We start from the raw sequence: 20,068 nt of genomic DNA on the forward strand, positions 1-20,068 counted from the left end.
CTCTGGCGCAAAACTCGACGGGGGACCTGGCTCGAAGCCGCCCCATTTCAGGCAGCCGGAGCCAAGGTGCCCGTAAGCCGGGTCGTCTCGACGGACCCATGTCTCATGGGACACGCCAGAGTCTGGAGAAGGACGGCTACCGTGCCCAGCTCGCTGTGCACGCTGACCGACGGGTGCTGCTGCGCTCCCGGCAGGGGACGGACATGACGTCCTCCTTCCCCGAGATCCGCACGGCGGCCCTCGCACAGCTGCCCGCGGACACCGGCCTGGACGGCGAGCTGGTGGTGTGGGAACAGGGCCGGCTCGCGTTCGAGCGGCTTCAGCAGCGCCTTGCCCGGCGCGGGGCTAGGTGTACTCGGCCGGGAGGTTGGTGACACGCCTGCTGTCGGTTGTTGATCATGGGTGGACCTCCGGGCGTAGTGGAGATTGCCGTCTTCACTCACCTCGGAGGTCCAGGTGGCCCACGCTAATGCCCGGCTGACCTTTCACGGCAGATGCCTGCTGGTGCGTCGCGTCGTCTTCGACGGGCGTCCGGTGGCGCATGTGGCCAAGGAGCTGGGCGTCTGCCGGCAATGTGGTCACCGCTGGGTCAACCGCTACCGGAGCGAGGGCTGGCCAGGGCTGCACGACCGCTCCAGCCGCCCGCACACCTGCCCCGGGCGAACGCCGCCCGAGGTCGAGGAGCGCGTCCTTCAGGCCCGCCGACGCCTGCGCCGGGGACCCGAGCAGGTACCACCGTTCGGCGAGGCCCCTGCCTCGCCATGAGTCCTACGCCGTGGTCGGCTTCGTGGTCGGGCCGACCACGGCGGGAAGCTCCTGGCGCAGATCGAGGTAGCAGCGCAGCCGGACGCCCGGCTCGCCGGGTGTCCTGGTCGTCCGGTCATCTGTCGCCGTCGCCCAGCGTTCGGCGAGCGCTACTTGGAAAGCGAAAGCGGTGGCGTCGTCCGCGGCCGCGACATCTACGACGACGAGCCCCGATTCCGCGATGTGTTCTTCCCTGATCGGCTTCATGCTCTGGTCGACGTCCACGGGCGACTCTCGGTTCAGCACGGGCTGGGATGCTCACCCGGCCGAGGGCATGGTGCGCTCGGCCGGGCTCCGGGGCGGGAGGGTACAGGCTCACTCGAGTGTCAGGGCCGGTCGATGGTTTCAGCGCTATCGGGGACCTCTTCAACGCCGACGGTCTCGGCCGCGCTGTCCCGAAGGAACTCATGGACGGCTTGCTCGGGGACCCTGAAGGATCGTCCGACTCGGATGGCCGGCAGGTGCCCCGAGTTGACCAGGCGATAGACCGTCATCTTCGAGATGCGCATGACAGACGCCACTTCAGCAACGGTCAGGAAGACCGTCTCGTTGAGCGGCACACCGGGGCCCACATCACCGATCTACGAGGACCAGGCAACCGCGGTTAGGCCCCCGCACCGCCCGTCGCGTACAAGCCACACGCCAGTCCGATACCCGGCGCGGGCTCATCAGGCCAGAGGCAGCTGACCGAGCGGCCGACCGCGGTCGGCCTGTGCCTCCAGCAGAGCGGCCACGTCAGGGCCCCGTGTGAAAGCGGGGCCGCCCCAGTACGCCGGGACCGCCACTGGTGTCAGGCACACCTCGGTCCCGTGGATGCGCGCAGCATCGAAGAGCGTCTGCATCATCCCCACGCCGGCCAGGTCGAGCGCGCCGAGGCGGGTATGCCACGTCTGGGTGCCCGGGTCGTACGAGGCGATTCCGCGGAGCTTGGCCAGTTGCTCCTGCCATTGCGGATCGGCAGCCGGCGCGGCCCGGATGGTGACCTCCAACACCCATGCCGGTTCAGCGAAGTTCGGCGAATTGGTCATGCAAGGGACGGTAGACGTCGCCACCGACAACTCGCCCGATCGGGTGAATCCGCAGCGAACCCGGCGGGCTCGTCATCGACGTGGCGGGCTTCGACGATGACACCGTCCTCACCTTCCAGGCCGCGATCGCCCGCACCCGGCGGCACCTCGACCGCCGAGCGCACCACCAGGGATCGCGGCCAGCCCGGTGTGCGTCTGCGGATGTACTCCGACCCGCGCCAGGTCCTCAAAGAGGCTTCCCCGGTGAAGCGAGCGCCAGCCACGGAGGACATGGTCTGCCACCACGGGGGCGGCGGATGCGTCTGCGTCCACGGTGCCACGTCAGCCAGGCGCGCGGTCTTCGAAACGAAGTCGCCCGCGGGGCGACGACGTGACGGCCCACTTGGCGTCCGGACGGCGCGACGTGCGCAATGACGTCGTTGATCGTCGTCTGGTCCCTCTCAGTAGATGGTGACGGACACCCCGCACAGGCCGCGTGCGTCCGCCGCGGCCTGCCGCCACATCCGCAGCGGACCGTCCAAGACGCTCTCCTCATCGTCGCTGTAGGCCAGCCAGTCCTGGTCCTCGGCCTGCGCGCGTTCATCTGCCGTGAAGTCCAGTGCCTGCTCGACAGCAGGAAGCGTCTCGCGCACTTGGGCGGAGGTGAGCAAGAAGTTGCCGCACCAGCCAGGCAGGAGGACGGCCCGGTCGGGGCCTATGGCGTGGAAGAAGACTCTCAGCGCGAACTCCTTGCTCTGGACCGAAAGGAAGATGTCCTCCGCGCCGGTGACCAGATCCCACACATCCGTGAGCAGTGAGAAGTCGTCGGGCGACAGGCCGTCGTACATCTTCTGCACGTGCTCCCCTGAAGCGGTCAGCTCAAGGAAGGAGTCAAGCGCGTCCGCCTCCCCGCGGCAGACCCGACCGAAGGGCTTCCACCAGGTCCTGAAGTCCGGCAGAGGCTCTCGGCGCCAGCGGTCCCAGCGTGCTCGTGCGAACGGCTCGTCCCGCTCCGCAGCGATCAGCGGGAGCAGCCGCGGAGCCAAAGCGCTGATGAAGTCGTCGTCATGGGCGCTGATGGACCAGGCAGAGGTGATACCCATGTCAGGAGCGTACGAGGCGCCACTGACAAGCTCGGTTCCAGCGGCGCCGGCTGACCTCTTCGTACACGGTCGCAGTTCCTCGGGCCCGGACGGCGCACGGCATCCCACTCGCCTGCGTCTTCCCACTTGCTGCTCACCGGCGCGTTGGGGCTGCGCGGCCGTCGAGCACGAGTCCGTGGCACAGCCACGGACCACAGGAGCACGGCGTCGACAATGGCCGACAGCTGGGTGTCGTCCGCTCTCCGATGCGGCTTGAGTGAGGGAGTCGAGCAGCCACGTGGAGCGAGGGGGGCAGGTGTACGACTACATCATCGTGGGTGCCGGGTCGGCGGGGTGCGTCCTGGCCGGCCGTCTGACCGAGGACGAGAGGACGCGCGTTCTTCTCATAGAGGCCGGCCCGGTGGACGATGCCCCGGACATCCACGTTCCGGCCGCGTTCAGCAAACTCTTCCAGACGAAGTACGACTGGAGTTACCTCACCGAGTGCGAGCCCGGGTTGGACGGCCGCCGCCGCTATCTGCCCCGCGGCCGGATGCTCGGCGGCTGTTCGTCGATGAACGCGATGATCTACATCCGCGGCAATCGCCGCGACTACGACGCCTGGGCGGCGGCCGGCGCAGACGGGTGGAGCTGGTCGGAAGTCCTGCCGTACTTCCTTCGCGCCGAGCACTTCACGGGAGCCACGTCCCCGTGGCATTCCACCGGCGGGCCGCTCACGGTGAGCGAAGGCCGTTCCCGGCATCCCTTGACGGACGCGTACGTGGCGGCCGCTCAGGAGGCCGGACACCCCTCCACCAGCGATTTCAACGGCCTCGGACAGGACGGCGTCGGCTATTACCACCTCACTCAGCGCGACGGTCTGCGTTGCAGCACGGCGGACGCGTATCTGCGGCCGGCCCTGTCCCGGCCGAACCTCGATGTGCTGACCGGTACGGAGTGCACCCGCGTGCTGTTCGACGGCGAGCGTGCAACCGGCGTCGAGGTGGAACGGGACGGCGAACTGCTGTGCCTGCACGCCGAAGGGGAGGTCGTGCTGTCGGCCGGTGCCTACAACTCGCCGCAGCTGCTCATGCTCTCCGGCATCGGTCCGGCCGGTGAGCTGGCGGCCCACGGCATCACGCCCCGCGTCGATCTTCCAGTGGGGGAGAATCTGCAGGACCATCCGCATGTCGGGCTGTGCTACCTCACTGACACGGAGTCGCTGTTCACGGCCGAGACACCGGACAACGTGCGCCTGCTGGAGACCGAGGGCCGCGGCCCGCTCACCTCGAACATCGGCGAGGCCGGCGGTTTCCACCGCACCCGCGAGGGACTCGACGCCCCCGACGTCCAGGTGCACGCCACGCCGGTGATGTTCTACGAGGAGGGCATCAGCCCCGTGACCGACCACGCCTTCATGTTCGGTGCGGTGCTGCTCGCCCCCACGAGCCGGGGCAAGGTCTCTCTGCGGTCGGCGCTCCCCAGCGCCAAACCGCGCATCCTGCACAACTACCTGACCACCGAAGAGGACCGCGCCACGATGATCCGGGCGCTCCGGATGCTGCTCGACATCGCCGGCCGGCCCAGCCTGCGCAAGCACCGCCGAGCCGACTTCCGCGTACCGCGTTCCACGGACGACGCCGGCCTGCTCGACTTCGCACGGCGCGAGTTGCAGACCCTCTACCACCCGGCGGGCAGTTGCTCCATCGGCCCCGTCGTGGACTCCCGGCTCAGCGTGCACGGCGTGAGGGGCCTGCGGGTGGTGGACGCCTCAGTGATGCCCACCGTGGTGCGGGGCAACACCAACGCACCCACGATCATGATCGCGGAAAAGGCGGCGGACATAATCCGCGGTCTCCCGGCTCGGGCGTGACCTGACATCAAACCGGGGCAGCGGGCGGACTTGAGCGTGCTGCGCTTGGGCGGACACCACCGGTATGGTGGCCGGGCCGCCAGGGCGGCCTCGTAGTCGGCGGGACTGCGGTAGCCGGGGCTGCTGTGCAGCCGGTGCACGTTGTACCAGCCTTCGCCCCATTCGAAGACCGCGGTGTGGCCGGCCCGGCTGGGCGAGGGGCAGTCGCCGATCAGTTCGCTCTGCCGGGTGGCGAAGAACGACCCGGCCAGTGCGTGTCCCAGCACCGGCCGGTGCGGCCGGTCGAGAGTCGAATGCCCGACTCACTTGCCGGAAGGGCGAATTCGTGGCTGGTGTACGGACAGATATTCGTAGCCCTTACCTGCAAGGTCCATCAATGCACCGAATGCACCATGCTGACGGCCCACTGGTCCGGTCGGCCGTACGGTCACCGGATAGGGCTCCCGCTCCGCCACGTCACGCCACCCCGGCAGCGTTCAGGACCTCACCCGAAGTGAGTAACAGACCCAGAAGGCCCTGGCCAAAGGGCAGTGCAACACCCCGCTGCCGGACATTGCAGGGGCGAGGTTGCTGCCCAGGCGGAGCTCGAGCGCCAGGAGACCGACCGGCGCGGAGCGGCCGTCACCTACCAGTACGACAAGGCGGGCAACCAGATCGACCGCATCTTCGTCGAGGACGACGACGCGGGCGGCTTCCTCAGCGGCGGGGTGGGGGTCGTTATCCCATCAGCTTTTCAGAACAGGGGGTTGGCTCTTCACAGGGCAACGGCCCGGTGTCCTCGCTCCCAGAGTTACGGGACAACGCTTCGTGACGCGGCCTGTACGACCAGTTCGGTTTCGACACCACCGTGGACAACAGTCCGCTGAGCGATTCCTGGCGTATTACTCCCGGGCAACCTGCTTGGACCGAGCTTGCGCATCAGACCCGCGATGAGCTGATGGCCAAGCTGAGGAGAGCGCAGTGCAACAGCCAGGAGTGACTCCGATCGGCGGATATGTGCTTCAGCGATGGCCGGCACGGCGAAACCGTGGAGAGCGTCGCATCTCATCATCATCCGGTTGCAGCCCTGGCCGAGAGCTGCCCCACAGAAGGGTCACCTCATGTCCGACAGCGATCTGCGCGCGTTCTACCTGCGCTACATCGAGGCCCTCAACGCTCACAAGTTCGATGGTGTGACGAGTTCATCAACGACCGGACCATCCTGAACGGTGAGCCGGCCACCCGGAACGATCTCAGCGCGATTCAGAAGCATGACGTGGACGCGGTTCCGGACCTCCACTGGGAGCTCAAGGAGTTGCTCTTCGACGGTGACCGTCTTGCCGCGCGTCTGGTCACACGGGTACTCCGGTAAAGGAATGGCTCGGTGCGGCCGTGTCTTTCACCACAATTTACCCATTTCTGGACAGAGGCATGCCTATAAGTGGTTTCAGAGCAGATTGCCCTCCTTCGGCGATCAGCACAGGGATTGCAAAGACCAGTGACAGGGAGAAGCGTTTGATCACGCTGTGTAAACGACGCACCGGGCTGGTGGCTACGGCCGGCGTACTCGGCGGCGTACTCGCAGTCACGGCCCTCGGCGGTACAAGCAACGCTGCCACCAGCGACAACGACGCCGGGAACCACCCGAAACAGGTTGCACGGGTAAATCAGGCGGGCACCCAGGAAGCCTCCGACGCCCGCATAGAGATCACGCCCGGGCAAGGTGCCTACACCGTCGGGATCAACGACCCGGTGAGAGTCACCGTCAGCAACGGCATGCTCACCAAGGTGACCATGACCGCCGTCGCGACCGGTGCCGAGATCCCGGGCACTCTGTCCGCGGACGGCACCTCGTGGAAGCCAAACGGCCGGCTGGAGCGTGCCACCAAGTATCAGATCGCCGCAGAGGCCGAGGACGCCAAGGGCCGCTCCGCCACCGGTAACGCCACGATCATCACGGTCTCCCCGGCCAACGACTTCATCGGGCACGTCTCCCCCGAGGACGGCTCGACGGTCGGAGTGGGCATGCCGGTGACGGTCAGCTTCGACAAGGCGATCAGCGACAAGGCCGCCGTGGAGTCGGAGATCCAGATCAGCTCCAGCAGCGGCCAGCGGGTCGTCGGTCACTGGTTCAATGACCACCGCCTGGACTTCCGCCCTGAGAATTACTGGACGCCCGGCTCCACCGTCACCGTCACGCTCAACCGCCACGGCATCCAGAAGACGGTCACGTTCAAGATCGGCCGGAGCCAGATCAGCACCGTCGACGCAAAGACGAAGCAGATGACCGTCGTGCGGGACGGCAAGACGATCAAGACCATCCCGATCTCGTCAGGCAGCCGCGAGCACCCGACGTATAACGGTCAGATGGTGATCTCCGAGAAGTTCAGGCAGATCCATATGAACGGTGCGAGCGTCGGCCTCACGGAGAAGGACGGCAAGCCCTCGTACGACATCAAGGCCGTACCACACGCCATGCGCCTGACCGACTCGGGCACGTTCATCCACGGCAACTACTGGGGTACCGACTCGGTCTTCGGCAAGGTCAACACCAGTCACGGCTGCGTCGGCCTGAAGGATGTCAGGGGCGGCGGCGACCGCAGGCGGCCCGCCGCGTGGTTCTTCGACCACTCGATGATCGGTGACGTCGTGATCGTCAAGAATTCCGAGGACAAGACCATGTTGGCCCCGGCCAACGGCCTCAGCGATTGGAACATGTCGTGGAGCGAGTGGGTCGCGGGCAGCCCAACCAACTGACACTACGCCACTCTCCACGCGACCGAACCGGCATCCCTTCCGCCTGCGTCGTCAGGACGCTCGAACAGCCCTCGGCCCGGGGCCCCGCACCCGGAAGGGGGGGAACGGATACGCCGGGTTCGGCGAGCGGCACGGAGAAACGGACCGGTGGCAACACCGGCATCGCACCCCGTGTCGACTCAAAAGGCACCTCCCTGCAGGTGGCCGGCTGGTCGCCGCGCAGAGCGGACCAGATCAAGAGGAAGGCTGGGAGGGAGGCACCGCTGGGCCTCGGGGAACGTGACCAGCCCGGCACCTGCGGGCAGCCGCAAGCGCCGAAGCCGGTCACTCCGGTTGGCGCTCTTGGCCCCCGGAGTCAGGAGTTGTGTAGTCCGGGCTGGAGAAGCTGGGCTGCGGCTCCACAGCGGGACCATTGTCGGGGCTGGAGAAGCCAGGGCGGGTCGTAGCCCAGGTGCGGCATGGGACTGGTTGTGCGCGGATCACGCCGTTGCGCAGCCGCCGTGCTGGGGTCTGCGAGGGCTTCCCGCAGGAACGGCAGGATGCCGTGTGCCCAGGTGGCGCTCGAGGTCGAGTCGGCCCTTAAGGGTGTCGTTGACCGACTCGATGAGCTGGCGGATGGGCTTGAGCAGGCGTTCGCCGGGCCGGGGCGGAGGTTGCGGTAGGTCGGCCGCAGCAGATTCAGGCCGTGCTCGGCCATGAAGACGTCAAGGTGTGTGGATACGTAGCCTTTGTCGCCGACGATCGTCTGCCCGGGGTGTGTGGCCAGCAGGTCCTGGTCACCGGTAAGCATGTCGGCCAGCACCTCGCGTTCGTCGGTTTTGGGGTTGCCCAGGGCCCAGGCGATCAGCGGCCCGCCGGGCTTGCACATAAGGTGCAGCCGCAGGCCCCAGAAGAACCGGGAGTGGGAGGGGCAGTAGCCGTATTCGGCCCAGCCGGCCAGGTTGGAGCGCTTGGCGGTGGGCCGTGAGCGAGCGCATTCCACGGGGGTGGAGTCCACGATCCAGGCGTCGTCGTGCCACAGGTCGGTGTCGCGGGCGAGGGTGCGGATGAACCTGCTGATCAGCGCGTTCGCGGCCCGGATGCGCTTGTTGTAGCCGGACTGCCCGGGCAGGCAGGGGAACTCGGCCGACAGATGGACGCGGGCGAACCACAGCCAGCGGGCCTCCGAGCCGAACCCGAGCAAGGCCTGCATCACCCCCAGCGTCAACAGTTCGGCGTCGGTCAGCCTGGGCGTCTAGGCCGGACCGGGCACCCGACAGCGCCCCGGTTCTCCGACATCCGCAGACGGGGAGGGCACGGCAGCCGTCCGGCAATCCGGACACCGTCTCCTTGGCCGCCGAGCTGCCTGACGGTGTTCTGGGCGAATGGTCCGCTGCCGCCGTATCCATGCTCGCGCCTTTTGGGCCGGACCGAGCGTGTCCTTGCCCCCAGGCGGGCAACCGTTGTCGCTTCAACTGCCATCGCCGCTCGTCAAGGGTCCACGGCAGGCCGAGCCACGGCAGAGACACAGCAGGTGTGAGCAGGTCCGGGCGTGGAAACCCGAGGTGTCCCGACCCCAGGGAGGCGCCATGGACGCCAATGTCACTACCCAGGGAAGCCCCATCGCCACGGTCAATCCGTACACCGGTGAAAGGGTTCGGGAGTTCCCGGCGCTGAGCACGGAGGACGTAGGGCGCGCGATCGACGCGGCGCACCGTAGCTTTCCGGACTGGCGTGCCCGGTCGACGGCCGAACGTGGGGCCCTCGTGCAACGCGCCGGCCGGCTCATGAGGGAACGCAAGGAGGAACTGGCGCGGCTGCTGACCCTCGAGGTCGGCAAGCTGATCAACTCGAGCCGTGCAGAGGTCGACCTCGCGTCCGACATCCTCACCTACTACGGCGAGCACGGCCCCGAGCTGCTGGAAGAGCGATCCCTGCCGGTGCCCGAGGGCACGGCCGTGCTGGTGAACGAGCCGCTCGGCGTCCTTCTCGGTGTCATGCCCTGGAACTTCCCGCTGTACCAGGTGGTCCGGTTCGCGGGTCCGAACCTCGTCCTCGGCAACACGATCCTGCTCAAGCACGCGAGCAGTTGCCCCCAGTCCGCACTGGCACTCGAGCAGCTGTTCACGGATGCGGGTGTGCCGACCGGGGTCTATACCAATCTCTTCGTGCGGGGCAGGGACGTCGGGAAGATCATCGATGACTCTCGTGTGCAGGGAGCGTCACTGACCGGAAGCGAGCGGGCGGGCGTGAGCTTGGGCGAGATCGCCGGCCGCAATGTCAAGAAGTCCGTCCTCGAGCTGGGTGGCAGTGATCCCTTCGTCGTGCTGGACGGTCACAACCTCGAGCGCACCGTGTACGCCGCGTTCCTCGGCCGGATGGGCAACACCGGGCAGTGCTGCGTGGCGGCCAAGCGCTTCATCGCCCTTGCCGACGTCTACGACGCCTTCCTCACCGGGCTGCGTGACCGGATGAGCGAGGTGCAACCGGGAGATCCGGCCGACCCCGCCACCACGCTCGGCCCGCTGTCCTCCGAGGCCGCGGCCGAACTCCTGATGGAGCAGGTCCGTGACGCGGTGGACAAGGGAGCCACGGTGGTGCTGGGCGGCGGTCGGCCCGACCTGCCGGGCGCCTTCGTCGAGCCGACCGTCCTCACCGACGTCACACCGGACATGCGGGCCTACCGGGAAGAGCTCTTCGGCCCCGTCGCCACGGTCTACCGGGTCGCCGACGAGGACGAGGCCGTGGCATTGGCCAACACCTCCCCCTACGGCCTGGGAGGCGCGGTCTTCGCCGCCGACGCGGAACGTGCTCGCGGGGTCGCGGACCGGCTGGAGACGGGCATGGTGTGGATCAACCACCCGACCGCGTCCCGACCGGAGTTGCCCTTCGGCGGCATCAAGCGCTCGGGCTACGGGCGCGAACTCGGCGACGTGGGCATCGTGGAATTCGCGAACCGCAAGCTCGTGCGCTACGTGGACGCCGACGCCCCGATCGCAGAGGTGCTGGGCTGACCTCCGAGCCGGTCGACCGCGCTCGGCGGATGCCGACCGTCGGAGGCTGAAGCGCTCCTTGCCGAGGAAGGGACAGCTCGATCTCGAACAGCACCGAGGGCGCACGCCCGGCGGTGTCGTCGCCCGAGTCATGCAACGAATCCTCGCGATCACCGCCGCGATCTGGCACAACGAGCACCCAGGACAGCCCGTCCTGCGCTCACTGACCGCCTGTGACCACTGACCTCTTGGACTAGATCATCTAGGCCGAGGGCGGCGAGTCCGCGGCCCATCCATCGTCCGGCCGGGACACCGGCCTCCTCCTGAGCCTTGGCAAGCGGCGTGCGCGCCGGGCGCCGGCCGTAACCAACGACGACCTGGCGCAAGTAGTAGCGGTACATCTGCCCGGCGGTGATCAGCGCGGATATCCATCGTCATGTCCTGAGTCCAAAACCCGGCGGCATCGGGCGAACGCTGCCGCAGGCCTCTCACTGACGAACGCTCCGGACCCTGCTCGATCGGCTGAAGTGGCGACTGCGCGGCGGGCACCACGAGTGCCCCGGCGACGCCTTGAGAGGGCGCGCGCCGCCAGATGGCACACGCGGGGCGGCTCCGTAAGAGAGCGCGGGTCAGTGCCACCAGTGCCCGCATGACGGTGCACCATCCACATCTCGCCAGCAGATCCGATAGCTGCGGTCAGCGCCCACCATCGCGGTGTAGGCCTCGAACGAGAGCTGTGTGGCTGCCACATAGGACTTGCCGTTCATCACCTCGATCCGAAACTCCCAGCCCTCGGACTTCTCTGCCTTCGCCCAGACGGCGTGACACTTCGCCGAGGAGCGAAGCCAAGCGATGGGGTGCTGTCCAGAGTCGGGGTGCACGACGCTCTTGGGCACGTCCTTCGCGTCGGCGTTGCACCCCTGCGACTTGGGGTTCTTGCCCGTACAGGCATCGCTCCGGCAGCCAGGCGCAGCGAGGGCGGGCGAAGCCGCTTGGGCCAGGAAAGCCATTGTCGCGAAGACAAGAGCAACGGTGGTGAAGGTCCGGCGACGGGCAGCCATGTGGCGTCCTTTTCAACGCGCGGCGGCCAGAAGGCTGCCGCTCCTGAGTTCTACATGGCGCAATCTTCATGTTCCGTAATCACAGATCAGTCCCCTTTTCACCGGAAGGAATGACTGGTCCATCGCGACTTGACCGGCCTCACGTACGCACCACGGAGTGAAGCTCCTGGCTCCCCCGTCGTCCTGGTCAAACTGGCGCAGGGCACCACCAGTCCACAGCCCGACGAAGCCACTACCGACGACGGCTCACCCGCTCATTCAGCGCATAGATCACAAAGTCGCGCTGGAGTGCTGACTCCCAGCTTGAAGACGAGCCGGGGCAAGGGCGGGACGGGTGCCTCCGCATAGGCACCCCCGGACCCGATGATCTCCTCCTCCACGGACATCACTAGCAAGTTCAGGAGGAGAGAAGAGGGTAGTAACAACGCGGCGCACGGCCGTATCTGCCTGGTGACCTGCGGATTTTCCGTCCTGTTCGGTGCGAGGCACCAAAGTGGGTCCAAAAGTGGCATCCCAAGTGCGTACCGCAGGAGGCCGGGGCGGCTTGCCCGGTGCTGGTCGGGCCCGTGGTCGGGGCGGGCGCACCGGGCGCCTGCGGGTGGTCGGTGTGTAGTCATCGCGGTGGCTCCTTCGCTCCGGGCCACGCTTCGATGGGCGGTGATCGAGGGAGCAGCGTGCACAAGACCCCCTGTCCGCGGTCTGACAGCGGCCGGTAGCGAGCGTGGTCAGGGGAAACGCTGCCGTGGTCGCGGCCGCGGCCGCGGCGACCTGGACAAAGGGCCATGGTCGGGCTCGTGGTTGGGCCGACCTGGCGGCCTTGAGGATCGCCATGTTCTGCGCCTGCCGGGCCGGGGTTATCGGCTCCTCAACGGCTCGTACGGGGCCGGCCGGATGGGGATGAGCTCCAGCTCGAGGCGGGCCATCCCCGTCTCGCGGACAGTCGGCGGCGCGAGGTGGGCCGCATGCTTCTCCTGCCGGCGGCGGTCCTGTTCGGCGACGACGCTGACCCGGTCAGGCCTGAGGCGCCGCACCAGGTCCTTGCGGAGCTTGTTGCGCTTCCGGGCGGTGGTCGCCGCCCACACGCCGGACGGGGTGAGCTGCCTGTTGTGGCGAACAGCTTCGGGTCGTCCTGGCAGCGAGTCGGGGCGTCGGTGTGGGGGAAGGGGATCCGGTCGTCAGCGAGCACGGCCGGCGGCCCGCTGCAACTGCGACAGGTCCGTCATGCCGAGGACGCCGGAGGAAGCGGCGCCGATCGACGCGGCGACGTCGACCAGGGCGGCGCCGTCGACCTCCACGGGCTGCGCGAGCAGGGTGACCAGCTGCGCGAGACGGAGCTCGCGGCGGGCGGCTCCGATCCGTATGGCGACGGCGAACTCTCCTCTGAACTAAGAGATGCCGCGGGTAGGGGCGCCGTCGCGAGCGCCGCGATACCGCCGCCCGGACCAGCGGAATCTCTTAGTGCTCGAGCGATGATCGGTCGTGGCGACGGACCCGCGAGGGCGGTTTCCGTCGGGGGCTGAGTAGTGCCCCACGCGCTCGGCCGAGAATTGACAGTTTGTTACTCGCTACCACTGGGTTCTCTGGTACGTCTGGCCGAAACGGTCGAAACCTGACAGGGCACACATGCCTCACGCCTCCGAATTCCGGACCGAGACGTATTGCGTTAGCGCGCACTCCAACTCCTAGGTTCGGAAGCATGCGATACATCAAACTCGGAACGACCGGACTGGAAGTCTCCGCCATCACCCTCGGCTGCATGAGCTTCGGCGAGCCGGACCGTGGCGGCGAGCCCTGGTCGCTGGGTGCGGACGCCAGCCGGGACATCATCAAGCAGGCCCTCGAGAGCGGCGTCAATTTCCTCGACACGGCCAATGGGTACAGCGCCGGAAGCAGCGAGGAGATCGTCGGCCAGGCGGTCAAGGACTTCACCCGGCGCGAGGAGGTCGTTCTCTCCACCAAGGTCTGGATGCGGATGCGCCCCGGCCCGAACGGCGCCGGGCTGTCCCGCAAGGCGATCTTCGCCGAGCTCGACGCCTCCCTGAAGCGACTGGGGACCGACTACATCGACCTGTACCAGATCCACCGCTGGGACTACGACACCCCGATCGAGGAAACCCTCGAGGCGCTGCACGACGCGGTCAAGTCCGGGAAGGTCCGCTACATCGGAGCCTCTTCCATGCACGCCTGGCAGTTCGCCAAGGCCCTGTACCTGGCTGACCTGAACGGCTGGACCCGGTTCGTGTCGATGCAGGACCACTACAACCTCATCCACCGAGAAGCAGAGCGGGAGATGATCCCGCTCTGCACCGACCAGGGCATCGGCGTGATCCCGTGGAGCCCGCTGGCGCGGGGCAGGCTGACGCGGGCCCGGGACACCGCCACGGCGCGTGCCGAGACCGACGCGGGCGGCAAAATCCTCTACCGCGACGAGGACCAGGTAGTGGCCGAGCGCGTCCACGAGATCGCGGGCAAGCGGGGTCTGTCCCCGGCCCAGGTCGCCCTGGCCTGGGTCATGCGCAACCCGGCGGTGACCTCGCCCATCGTCGGGGTCACCAAGCCGGCCCAGCTGGCCGACGCGGTCGCCGCGGTGGACGTCGAACTCGACGAAGACGAGGCCGCCTACTTGGAGGAGCCCTACCAGCCGCACGAGGCCGCCTACCTGGAGGAGTCCTTCTACAAGCGGCAGCCTGTGGCGGGCTCCCGGTAGTCCGGGCTACCGCCGGGCCTTCGACGAGTCCAGGATGCCCCCCCCCCACCGCGGCCAGCAGCAAGGCCACGCGCAGCGGAACGTGCCCGCGGGCCGGGCAGGGGTGGCACTGAGCCTTGGTGAACCTGTCCACGATCAGCGGAGCCGCAGTGGGCGAGGAGGTCGGGTAGGGGCCGTGCCAGCCCTGGCTGACTTGCCCCTGGGGACAGGTGACCTGCTGGTGGTCGTAGTCGATGCGGAAGCCGTCCCGGGCAAAGCCCTCGTTACGGCGATGTTGACGGGTGGGGTTGCCCCTGATCGGCCCGGAGACGGTGACCTGGTGATCACGGGCGGCTTGTTCCAGGTGGACCAGGGAGGTGTAGCCGCTGTCGACCAGGTGCTCGTGCGGCAACAGCCCGCGCCGCGACAAGCGGGTGTGGATGCCGGGCAGGACCTGACTGTCGTGGGTGGTAGCCGCGCTGGTGGCCACGTCCGTGATCAGGTTGGGGCTGTCCGGGGCGCAAGTCTCGGTCAGATGAGCGGAGAACCCTCTCCAGCTGATGATGTGTCCGTGCCGTGCGTAGCGGGCCGTGGTGTCGTAGGGCGAGACGATCGCCCGGGACGAGGGCGGCAGCCCCGGTCCGTCGTCCTCGGCAGTGCGCCAGAGCAGGCGTCCTGCGGCGTCACGGTGATAGTTCTGCACCATGATCTGGCGAGCGCCTGGACGCGGGGGCCGAACGCCCGGCCTTCCCCGTTTCGGTAGAGGTGTTCCAGGAGCAGGACGGCGTCGTTGCCGGTGGCGAGGATCCTGATCTTGGGTTTGGTGGGGTCCTTGCCCAGGCGAACCGGCCGGCCGTGGCGGCGCCCCCACTCCTCGTCGACCAGTCCGTCCAGCAGGTGGCCGGCGGTTGCGGCGATCTCCTCCAACGCGGCACGTACCGCCTCGGTGATCAGTTCCAGGCGGGTCAGGTCGCGCACCGCGGCCAGGACGTGGGTGGAGTCGGTGCGCTGCGTGGTGCGTTCGCGTACGAGTCCGGCGTCCTTGGGGCGGGCCAGGACGAGGTCGAGGAGGCGCTCCGGCCCGGTCGTCTTCGGTGAGGCGGTCACGGAAGTCGGCCAGCAGGCTGTGGTGGAAGCCTGGGTCGTCCAGCTCCATGGCCATCGCGTACTTGAAGTCGATGCGGCAGCGGACCGCCTCGGCGGCCTGCCGGTCCGACAGGCCGAGCAGGAACTGCAGCACTCAGACGGTGGGCCAGTTGGGCGGGCGAGAGGCCCGGACGCCCGTCTCGCGGGTACCAGTCGGCGCAGTCCTCGTCGTGCCACAGCCCATCGAGGCGGTCGCGCACCCATATCGCCGTCGTTCCGTCCGGGTTGCTCGCCCGCGCGACCTGCGCAGTCAGAGGCGGGACTTCCTCACCGGAACGGGGGCGGAGGGACAACGAGCACCTCGACAGCTGCATCGGTCATCGGAACTGCCCGAGCATGCCCGCTGATTCATGCTGCCGCACCGCGAAACTCCAAGATCCCCGACAGAGTCAAGTTAGCGCCACTGGACGATCCGTCGCAGGGGGCCGGGTGAGGGTGCACTTTTTTCGGCGCTGTCACCGGTTCCCGGCCCGCCTGCCGTCCAGCAGTCCGTGCAGGTGCGCGGCGGCGTTCTCGATGTCCGCGTATTTCTGCTGTCCGGCGCGTACCTCGGCGGAGAGCACACCGCAGCGGTGGACGCGCTCGAAATCGCCGTAGGGAAACTTGTACCGGCCCTTGGTCTCCTTTCCCATCTCGTCGTCGATGCCCAGGTACCACCCGGCGTACTCGTTGAATCCGTGCTCCTCGAGGTAGGCATTCTCGTCCGCTGCCGAAGGCCGGTGCTCGCTCCACTCGTCCCGGTCGTCCAGGACGATCCGGCCCTCTTCGGTCAGTTTCTTTGCGTGGTCGAACGCCATCGCGTTCAGTTTCACCGTCATGCCGTTTACCGCCGCATCGATAGTCGTGTTCAGATGTCGGCTGCTGCCGCCCGGATATCCTGCCGAGCCTGCCCCATCAGCTCGTCCAAGTCGCCGACCTCAGGAGTGAGTTCCCGCGCGCGCGGCGCGATCTGCTGCAGCCATGCCGCAGTGGCCAGGGCCAGTTCGACGGCCTCCCGGGTCCGCTCCTCGCCGAGCAGTTTCTCGACCTTGAAAGCAATGCTCGCGAGCGTGTCGTCATCGGTGGCAGGCACCAAGTAGGGCTCCAGGCCCGGCGGATACGGTGTCCGCTCCCGGTACTCACGCATCGCGGTCACGACCGCGGGCACCGCGCTGTACCAGTCGAGGAGGCCCATGAAGACGTACAGGCGTGCCACCAGCCGTGGCAGGCCGGGGTGCCGATCCAGCCAGGCCATCAGCTCACGCTGATCACCGAAGTGGTCCATGATCTGCGACATCGCCTCCGCCACCCGGTGGGGCCAGGTCCAGTGGAAGGGCAGCAGCCGCGCCACCTGATGGGCGAGCGCCGACTCGTCCTCCGCGTCCAGCGTGCCGGCGACGAATTCGGCGACCTGCCTGTGGTCCAGTCCGTAGTCGGCCGGCGCCGCCCGGTCCTGTGAGCTCTGTGACGAGTCGTGACGCAGACGCAACAGCTGTGTGCCGATCTTGCTCAGTGTCCGGTTCCGCATTGTTCCTCCCAGCTCGCGATGTGTTGTTCATCGTCCGGAGCGGCCGAACGACCAGTTCCTGCTCGGATCCATGCGACCGCCCGCCCCACCACCCCCCGGAGTTCGCCGGACGGCAGCGAGCGCAGCAGACCTCCCAGCGGGGTCCGGTCGCGTCGGCGCCGGGCTTCCGGGCGGTCCTCGGTGTGCGAGGCGCGCAGGCGTCTGTCGATGTCCAGTTAGGTCGGCGAAGGTCCGGCACAGGGAGCGCAGGCCGACGGCGCAGTGCTCCATGGCGTCCAGACCGCTGCGCAGGACCAGGTCAAGGTCGCGTACGGCGTGACCTGCACGACGAGCAAGGCCGTAAGCGGAGCCGGCAGGGGCCGCGCATTGCCGGACAGCCACAGACCGGCGAGGTGGGCGAGGACCGCGGGGGCGGTCGACCGCAGCGTCCGGACGACGGGTTCCCTGCGCCGCCTGACCAGGTCCACCACCGGGGCCGGGGAAGTGAGCACGGTAGCGGCCAGAGCTCACGCGCTGCGGTTCCGGTGGGAGCCGGATGCTCCGCCCGGCTTGCCGGGCCGGTCCGGCGGCGCGTAGCGGTCGTCCGGCAGGTGGCGGGCGCGCGACTCCCCGACGGCCTCCCGCAAGGCCCCTGCGAAGCGCCCGGGTCCCCACGACCGGCCGTGGACGGCCTGCTCGAGCCCTTCGCGCGTGGCGGGCCCGCTCTCTTCGAGGGCCCGGACCAGTTCCTCGATCTCCTCGTCGAGGCGCTGCTCGGCCATGGCGGAGGTGCGGCTCGTGGCGCCTGTGGTTCCGGCCATCCCCGGCGAGTAGAAAGAACTGCCCGCGCCGGCGCCCGGACGGTACCGCCGCGCCCCGGTGCCTTCTCGCACCCGGCGGCCGGCCGTGCGGTCGGCGATCCGCTGGTCCCGCTCGCGCGCGGCCTGCCGTACGTCCGCGGGGCGGAGGCGGTCCCGTTCGTCCTGGGGCGCCCGCTCACCCCGCCAGGCCGCGTCGGCTTCCTCGGCGGTCAGCGGCCTGGCGATGTTCTCCAGGGACTGCTGTTCGGCCTTCACTCCGAAGGCGACCTCGGCCAGCCCGCCGAGGGCCATGGCCGCCGCTCCGATGAAGAAGCCGGTGGCCACGAGGGTGGTGTTGCCGCTGTGAATGAAGTGTCCGAACAGCAGCGGCCCGGTGATGCCGCCCACAGCGGTGCCGACGGCGAAGAACAGGGAGATGGACAGGGCTCGGGTCTCCATGGGGAAGACCTCGCTGACGGTCAGGTAGGCGGAGCTCGCTCCGGCGGACGCGACGAAGAAGGTCAACGAGACCAGAAGGAAGAACGACCAGGCCGTCAGCGAGCCGTTGACCAGCAGGCCGGCGAGGACCACCGCCACGGCGGCCGAGCCGAAGTAGGTGCCCGCGATCATCGGCTTGCGGCCCACGGTGTCGAACAGCCGACCGAGCAACAGCGGGCCGAGGAAGTTGGCGACCGCGAAGATGGTGAGGAAGTACGGCACCGAGCTGGAGCCCACGCCGAAGAACCCGCTCAGGAGCGTGCCCAGGTCGAAGACGATCGCGTTGTACAGGAAGGCCTGGCCGACGAAGAGGGCAAGGCCGAGGAGGGCGCGTCGCGGGTACCGCTGCAGGGCCACTCGGGCGATCTCGGTGAACGGGATCACGTCACGTTGCCGGACGGTGACGGCCTCGGCCGGTTCGGGCAGGTCCTGACCGGTCTCCTGGCGTACCTCGGCCTCGATCTGGTCGACAATGCGTTCGGCCTCGTCCTCGTGACCGTGGATGAACAGCCAGCGCGGGCTCTCCGGTACATGGCGGCGAACCATCATGATGCCGAGGCCGAGGATGCCGCCGAGGCCGAAGGCCAGCCGCCAGCCGAGGCCGGCCGGGAGCAGGTTCTCGTCGAGGAGCACCAGGGCGGCCAGGCTGCCGAGGGCGGCTCCCACCCAGTAGCTGCCGTTGATAGCCAGATCCACCTGCCCCCGGTTGCGGGCGGGGATCAGCTCGTCGATGGCCGAGTTGATCGCCGCGTACTCCCCGCCGATGCCCATGCCGGTGAAGAACCGGGCGAGATAGAGGTACCAGGCGTCGTGGGCGAAGGCGGTCGCGACCGTGGCAAGGATGTAGATGCCGAGCGTCAGCATGAACAGCTTCTTGCGCCCGTAGCGGTCGGTGAGCCGGCCGAAGAGCAGGGCACCGACGCATGCGCCCGCCACGTAGATCGCGGCGGCCGTGCCGATGTCGGCGCTGGTGAGGTGGATGCCGCTGTTCGGTTCGGTCATGCGTGAGGCGACCGCGCCGACGATGGTCACTTCGAGCCCGTCGAGGATCCAGACGGTGCCGAGGCCGATGACGATCCGCCAGTGGAACCGGGACCACGGCAGCCGGTCGAGGCGGGCGGGGACCTTCGTGGTGATGACACGGAGTTCGGAGGTGGCAGTCATGCCGCCGCCCCTTCCGCCTCGGGACACGGCCGATCCGCCGTACGGGCGAGGGACCGGGCTTGCGCCCCGTGTCCGGCGTAACGTCCCTCCTTGTGCTGCGCTGCCGTCTTGTCGGACACCGGTTCCGCTTCCAGAGCGAGGGCGCCACCATGCGCTGGCGCTGCGAGCGCGGTTGCGGGGCGCACGGCAGCAAGCGGTATCCGAGCGCCGAGGACGCGGAGCGTTATGCGCGGGCGTTCGACCACGCGGACGCCGAGGACCTCGGGCGACGGGCACCGTTGGTGGGGCTCTTCCCCGTGCGCCTGTTGCGTGCCGTGCGGCTGGCACGAGCCAGGAGAGCAGGTTCGGCACCCGATGACAGACCCCCGGCGCCTTGAAACGTTGTCCTGTGCAACGGCATTCATGGCCTCACCTCGAGCTCTGGTCAAACGGTGCACGGGGTGACGGCGTCTTCCATTTTATGGCATCTTGTGCAGCTCAGTGGACATTCCGCCGCCGGTATCTCCCTTCGTCCGTCCAGTACAAGAGGCGAAGTCGCTATTTGATCCGGCAGGCGGAAGCGCCCGGACGAAATGCTCGACACCGTGAACACACGACACAACACGCTTCCGCTGCTTCCGGCACGTCGTCGGCACGTGACGGCGAGGGGTCCGTGCCCTGACGCACGGCCAACCGCCGACGACCGAAGGAATGCGAGCGACCCCATCGCGGCACGGGACCCGAGCCGCGCCACGGCACTCTGCGCCTTTCTGG

At 68.2% G+C, this 20,068-nt stretch carries 16 protein-coding genes and 5 pseudogenes; 8 read left to right on the forward strand and 13 right to left on the reverse strand.

Annotated elements, in window-relative coordinates; translation table 11 throughout:
• The first annotated feature begins 98 nt into the window (after positions 1 to 98).
• Together ACWGJM_RS36705 and ACWGJM_RS36710 are read left to right on the forward strand one after the other, a co-directional pair.
• Positions 99 to 374, forward strand: coding sequence for an ATP-dependent DNA ligase (locus ACWGJM_RS36705; RefSeq protein WP_453416090.1), 276 nt, complete (start codon positions 99 to 101; stop codon positions 372 to 374).
• Positions 375 to 456: 82 nt separating this feature from the next.
• Positions 457 to 756 (forward strand): annotated as a pseudogene (locus tag ACWGJM_RS36710) (leucine zipper domain-containing protein); the annotation flags it as partial.
• A 12-nt stretch (positions 757 to 768) separates the two neighbouring features.
• Here ACWGJM_RS36710 and ACWGJM_RS36715 read toward each other — a convergent pair.
• The 3 genes from ACWGJM_RS36715 to ACWGJM_RS36725 form a co-directional block, all read right to left on the reverse strand.
• Positions 769 to 1,011, reverse strand: coding sequence for a DUF6207 family protein (locus ACWGJM_RS36715; RefSeq protein ID WP_453416146.1), 243 nt, complete (start codon positions 1,009 to 1,011; stop codon positions 769 to 771).
• Between the two features lie 119 nt (positions 1,012 to 1,130).
• Positions 1,131 to 1,376: a helix-turn-helix domain-containing protein gene (locus ACWGJM_RS36720; protein ID WP_453416091.1), complete on the reverse strand. Its 246-nt coding sequence runs from the start codon at positions 1,374 to 1,376 to the stop codon at positions 1,131 to 1,133.
• 96 nt (positions 1,377 to 1,472) lie between these two features.
• Complete coding sequence (locus tag ACWGJM_RS36725) at positions 1,473 to 1,832, reverse strand: hypothetical protein (protein ID WP_453416092.1); 360 nt, start codon at positions 1,830 to 1,832, stop codon at positions 1,473 to 1,475.
• A gap of 96 nt (positions 1,833 to 1,928) precedes the next feature.
• Between ACWGJM_RS36725 and ACWGJM_RS36730 the strand changes: the two genes are divergently transcribed.
• Positions 1,929 to 2,246 (forward strand): DUF6207 family protein, encoded by a 318-nt coding sequence (locus tag ACWGJM_RS36730; RefSeq protein WP_453416093.1) that lies wholly within the window; start codon positions 1,929 to 1,931, stop codon positions 2,244 to 2,246.
• A gap of 26 nt (positions 2,247 to 2,272) precedes the next feature.
• On the opposite strand, the gene ACWGJM_RS36735 is transcribed toward ACWGJM_RS36730, so the two are convergent.
• Positions 2,273 to 2,914 (reverse strand): hypothetical protein, encoded by a 642-nt coding sequence (locus ACWGJM_RS36735; protein ID WP_453416094.1) that lies wholly within the window; start codon positions 2,912 to 2,914, stop codon positions 2,273 to 2,275.
• Between the two features lie 295 nt (positions 2,915 to 3,209).
• Here ACWGJM_RS36735 and ACWGJM_RS36740 point away from each other — a divergent pair, with 295 nt between their 5' ends.
• A complete protein-coding gene (locus tag ACWGJM_RS36740) occupies positions 3,210 to 4,766 on the forward strand; it encodes a GMC family oxidoreductase (protein WP_453416095.1) in 1,557 nt (518 codons plus the stop codon).
• A 1,494-nt stretch (positions 4,767 to 6,260) separates the two neighbouring features.
• A complete protein-coding gene (locus ACWGJM_RS36745; RefSeq protein ID WP_453416147.1) occupies positions 6,261 to 7,502 on the forward strand; it encodes an Ig-like domain-containing protein in 1,242 nt (413 codons plus the stop codon).
• A gap of 479 nt (positions 7,503 to 7,981) precedes the next feature.
• Here ACWGJM_RS36745 and ACWGJM_RS36750 read toward each other — a convergent pair.
• A pseudogene (locus ACWGJM_RS36750) lies at positions 7,982 to 8,733 on the reverse strand (IS982 family transposase); the annotation flags it as partial.
• Positions 8,734 to 9,070: 337 nt separating this feature from the next.
• Here ACWGJM_RS36750 and ACWGJM_RS36755 point away from each other — a divergent pair.
• Positions 9,071 to 10,495 (forward strand): NAD-dependent succinate-semialdehyde dehydrogenase, encoded by a 1,425-nt coding sequence (locus ACWGJM_RS36755; RefSeq protein ID WP_453416096.1) that lies wholly within the window; start codon positions 9,071 to 9,073, stop codon positions 10,493 to 10,495.
• A gap of 67 nt (positions 10,496 to 10,562) precedes the next feature.
• Positions 10,563 to 10,718 (forward strand): annotated as a pseudogene (locus tag ACWGJM_RS36760) (IS982 family transposase); the annotation flags it as partial.
• A 385-nt stretch (positions 10,719 to 11,103) separates the two neighbouring features.
• On the opposite strand, the gene ACWGJM_RS36765 reads toward ACWGJM_RS36760, so the two are convergent.
• Entirely contained in the window at positions 11,104 to 11,535 is a 432-nt protein-coding gene (locus ACWGJM_RS36765; protein ID WP_453416097.1) for a DUF2690 domain-containing protein, read from the reverse strand.
• 854 nt (positions 11,536 to 12,389) lie between these two features.
• A complete protein-coding gene (locus ACWGJM_RS36770; RefSeq protein ID WP_453416098.1) occupies positions 12,390 to 12,617 on the reverse strand; it encodes a hypothetical protein in 228 nt (75 codons plus the stop codon).
• A 614-nt stretch (positions 12,618 to 13,231) separates the two neighbouring features.
• Between ACWGJM_RS36770 and ACWGJM_RS36775 the strand changes: the two genes are divergently transcribed.
• Complete coding sequence (locus ACWGJM_RS36775; protein ID WP_453416099.1) at positions 13,232 to 14,242, forward strand: aldo/keto reductase; 1,011 nt, start codon at positions 13,232 to 13,234, stop codon at positions 14,240 to 14,242.
• Positions 14,243 to 14,752: 510 nt separating this feature from the next.
• Here ACWGJM_RS36775 and ACWGJM_RS36780 read toward each other — a convergent pair.
• From ACWGJM_RS36780 to ACWGJM_RS36805, 6 genes and pseudogenes are all read right to left on the reverse strand, one after another.
• On the reverse strand, positions 14,753 to 15,328 hold the full coding sequence (locus tag ACWGJM_RS36780; protein WP_453416100.1) for a hypothetical protein: 576 nt from the start codon (positions 15,326 to 15,328) through the stop codon (positions 14,753 to 14,755).
• 43 nt (positions 15,329 to 15,371) lie between these two features.
• Positions 15,372 to 15,461 (reverse strand): annotated as a pseudogene (locus tag ACWGJM_RS36785) (transposase); the annotation flags it as partial.
• A 361-nt stretch (positions 15,462 to 15,822) separates the two neighbouring features.
• Positions 15,823 to 16,185: a hypothetical protein gene (locus tag ACWGJM_RS36790; RefSeq protein ID WP_453416101.1), complete on the reverse strand. Its 363-nt coding sequence runs from the start codon at positions 16,183 to 16,185 to the stop codon at positions 15,823 to 15,825.
• Between the two features lie 29 nt (positions 16,186 to 16,214).
• Complete coding sequence (locus ACWGJM_RS36795; RefSeq protein WP_453416102.1) at positions 16,215 to 16,874, reverse strand: hypothetical protein; 660 nt, start codon at positions 16,872 to 16,874, stop codon at positions 16,215 to 16,217.
• A gap of 296 nt (positions 16,875 to 17,170) precedes the next feature.
• A pseudogene (locus ACWGJM_RS36800) lies at positions 17,171 to 17,377 on the reverse strand (hypothetical protein); the annotation flags it as partial.
• Between the two features lie 3 nt (positions 17,378 to 17,380).
• Entirely contained in the window at positions 17,381 to 19,315 is a 1,935-nt protein-coding gene (locus tag ACWGJM_RS36805) for an MFS transporter (protein WP_453416103.1), read from the reverse strand.
• Positions 19,316 to 20,068 lie beyond the last annotated feature (753 nt).

The sequence above is a fragment of the Streptomyces sp. NPDC054834 genome (assembly GCF_053611185.1).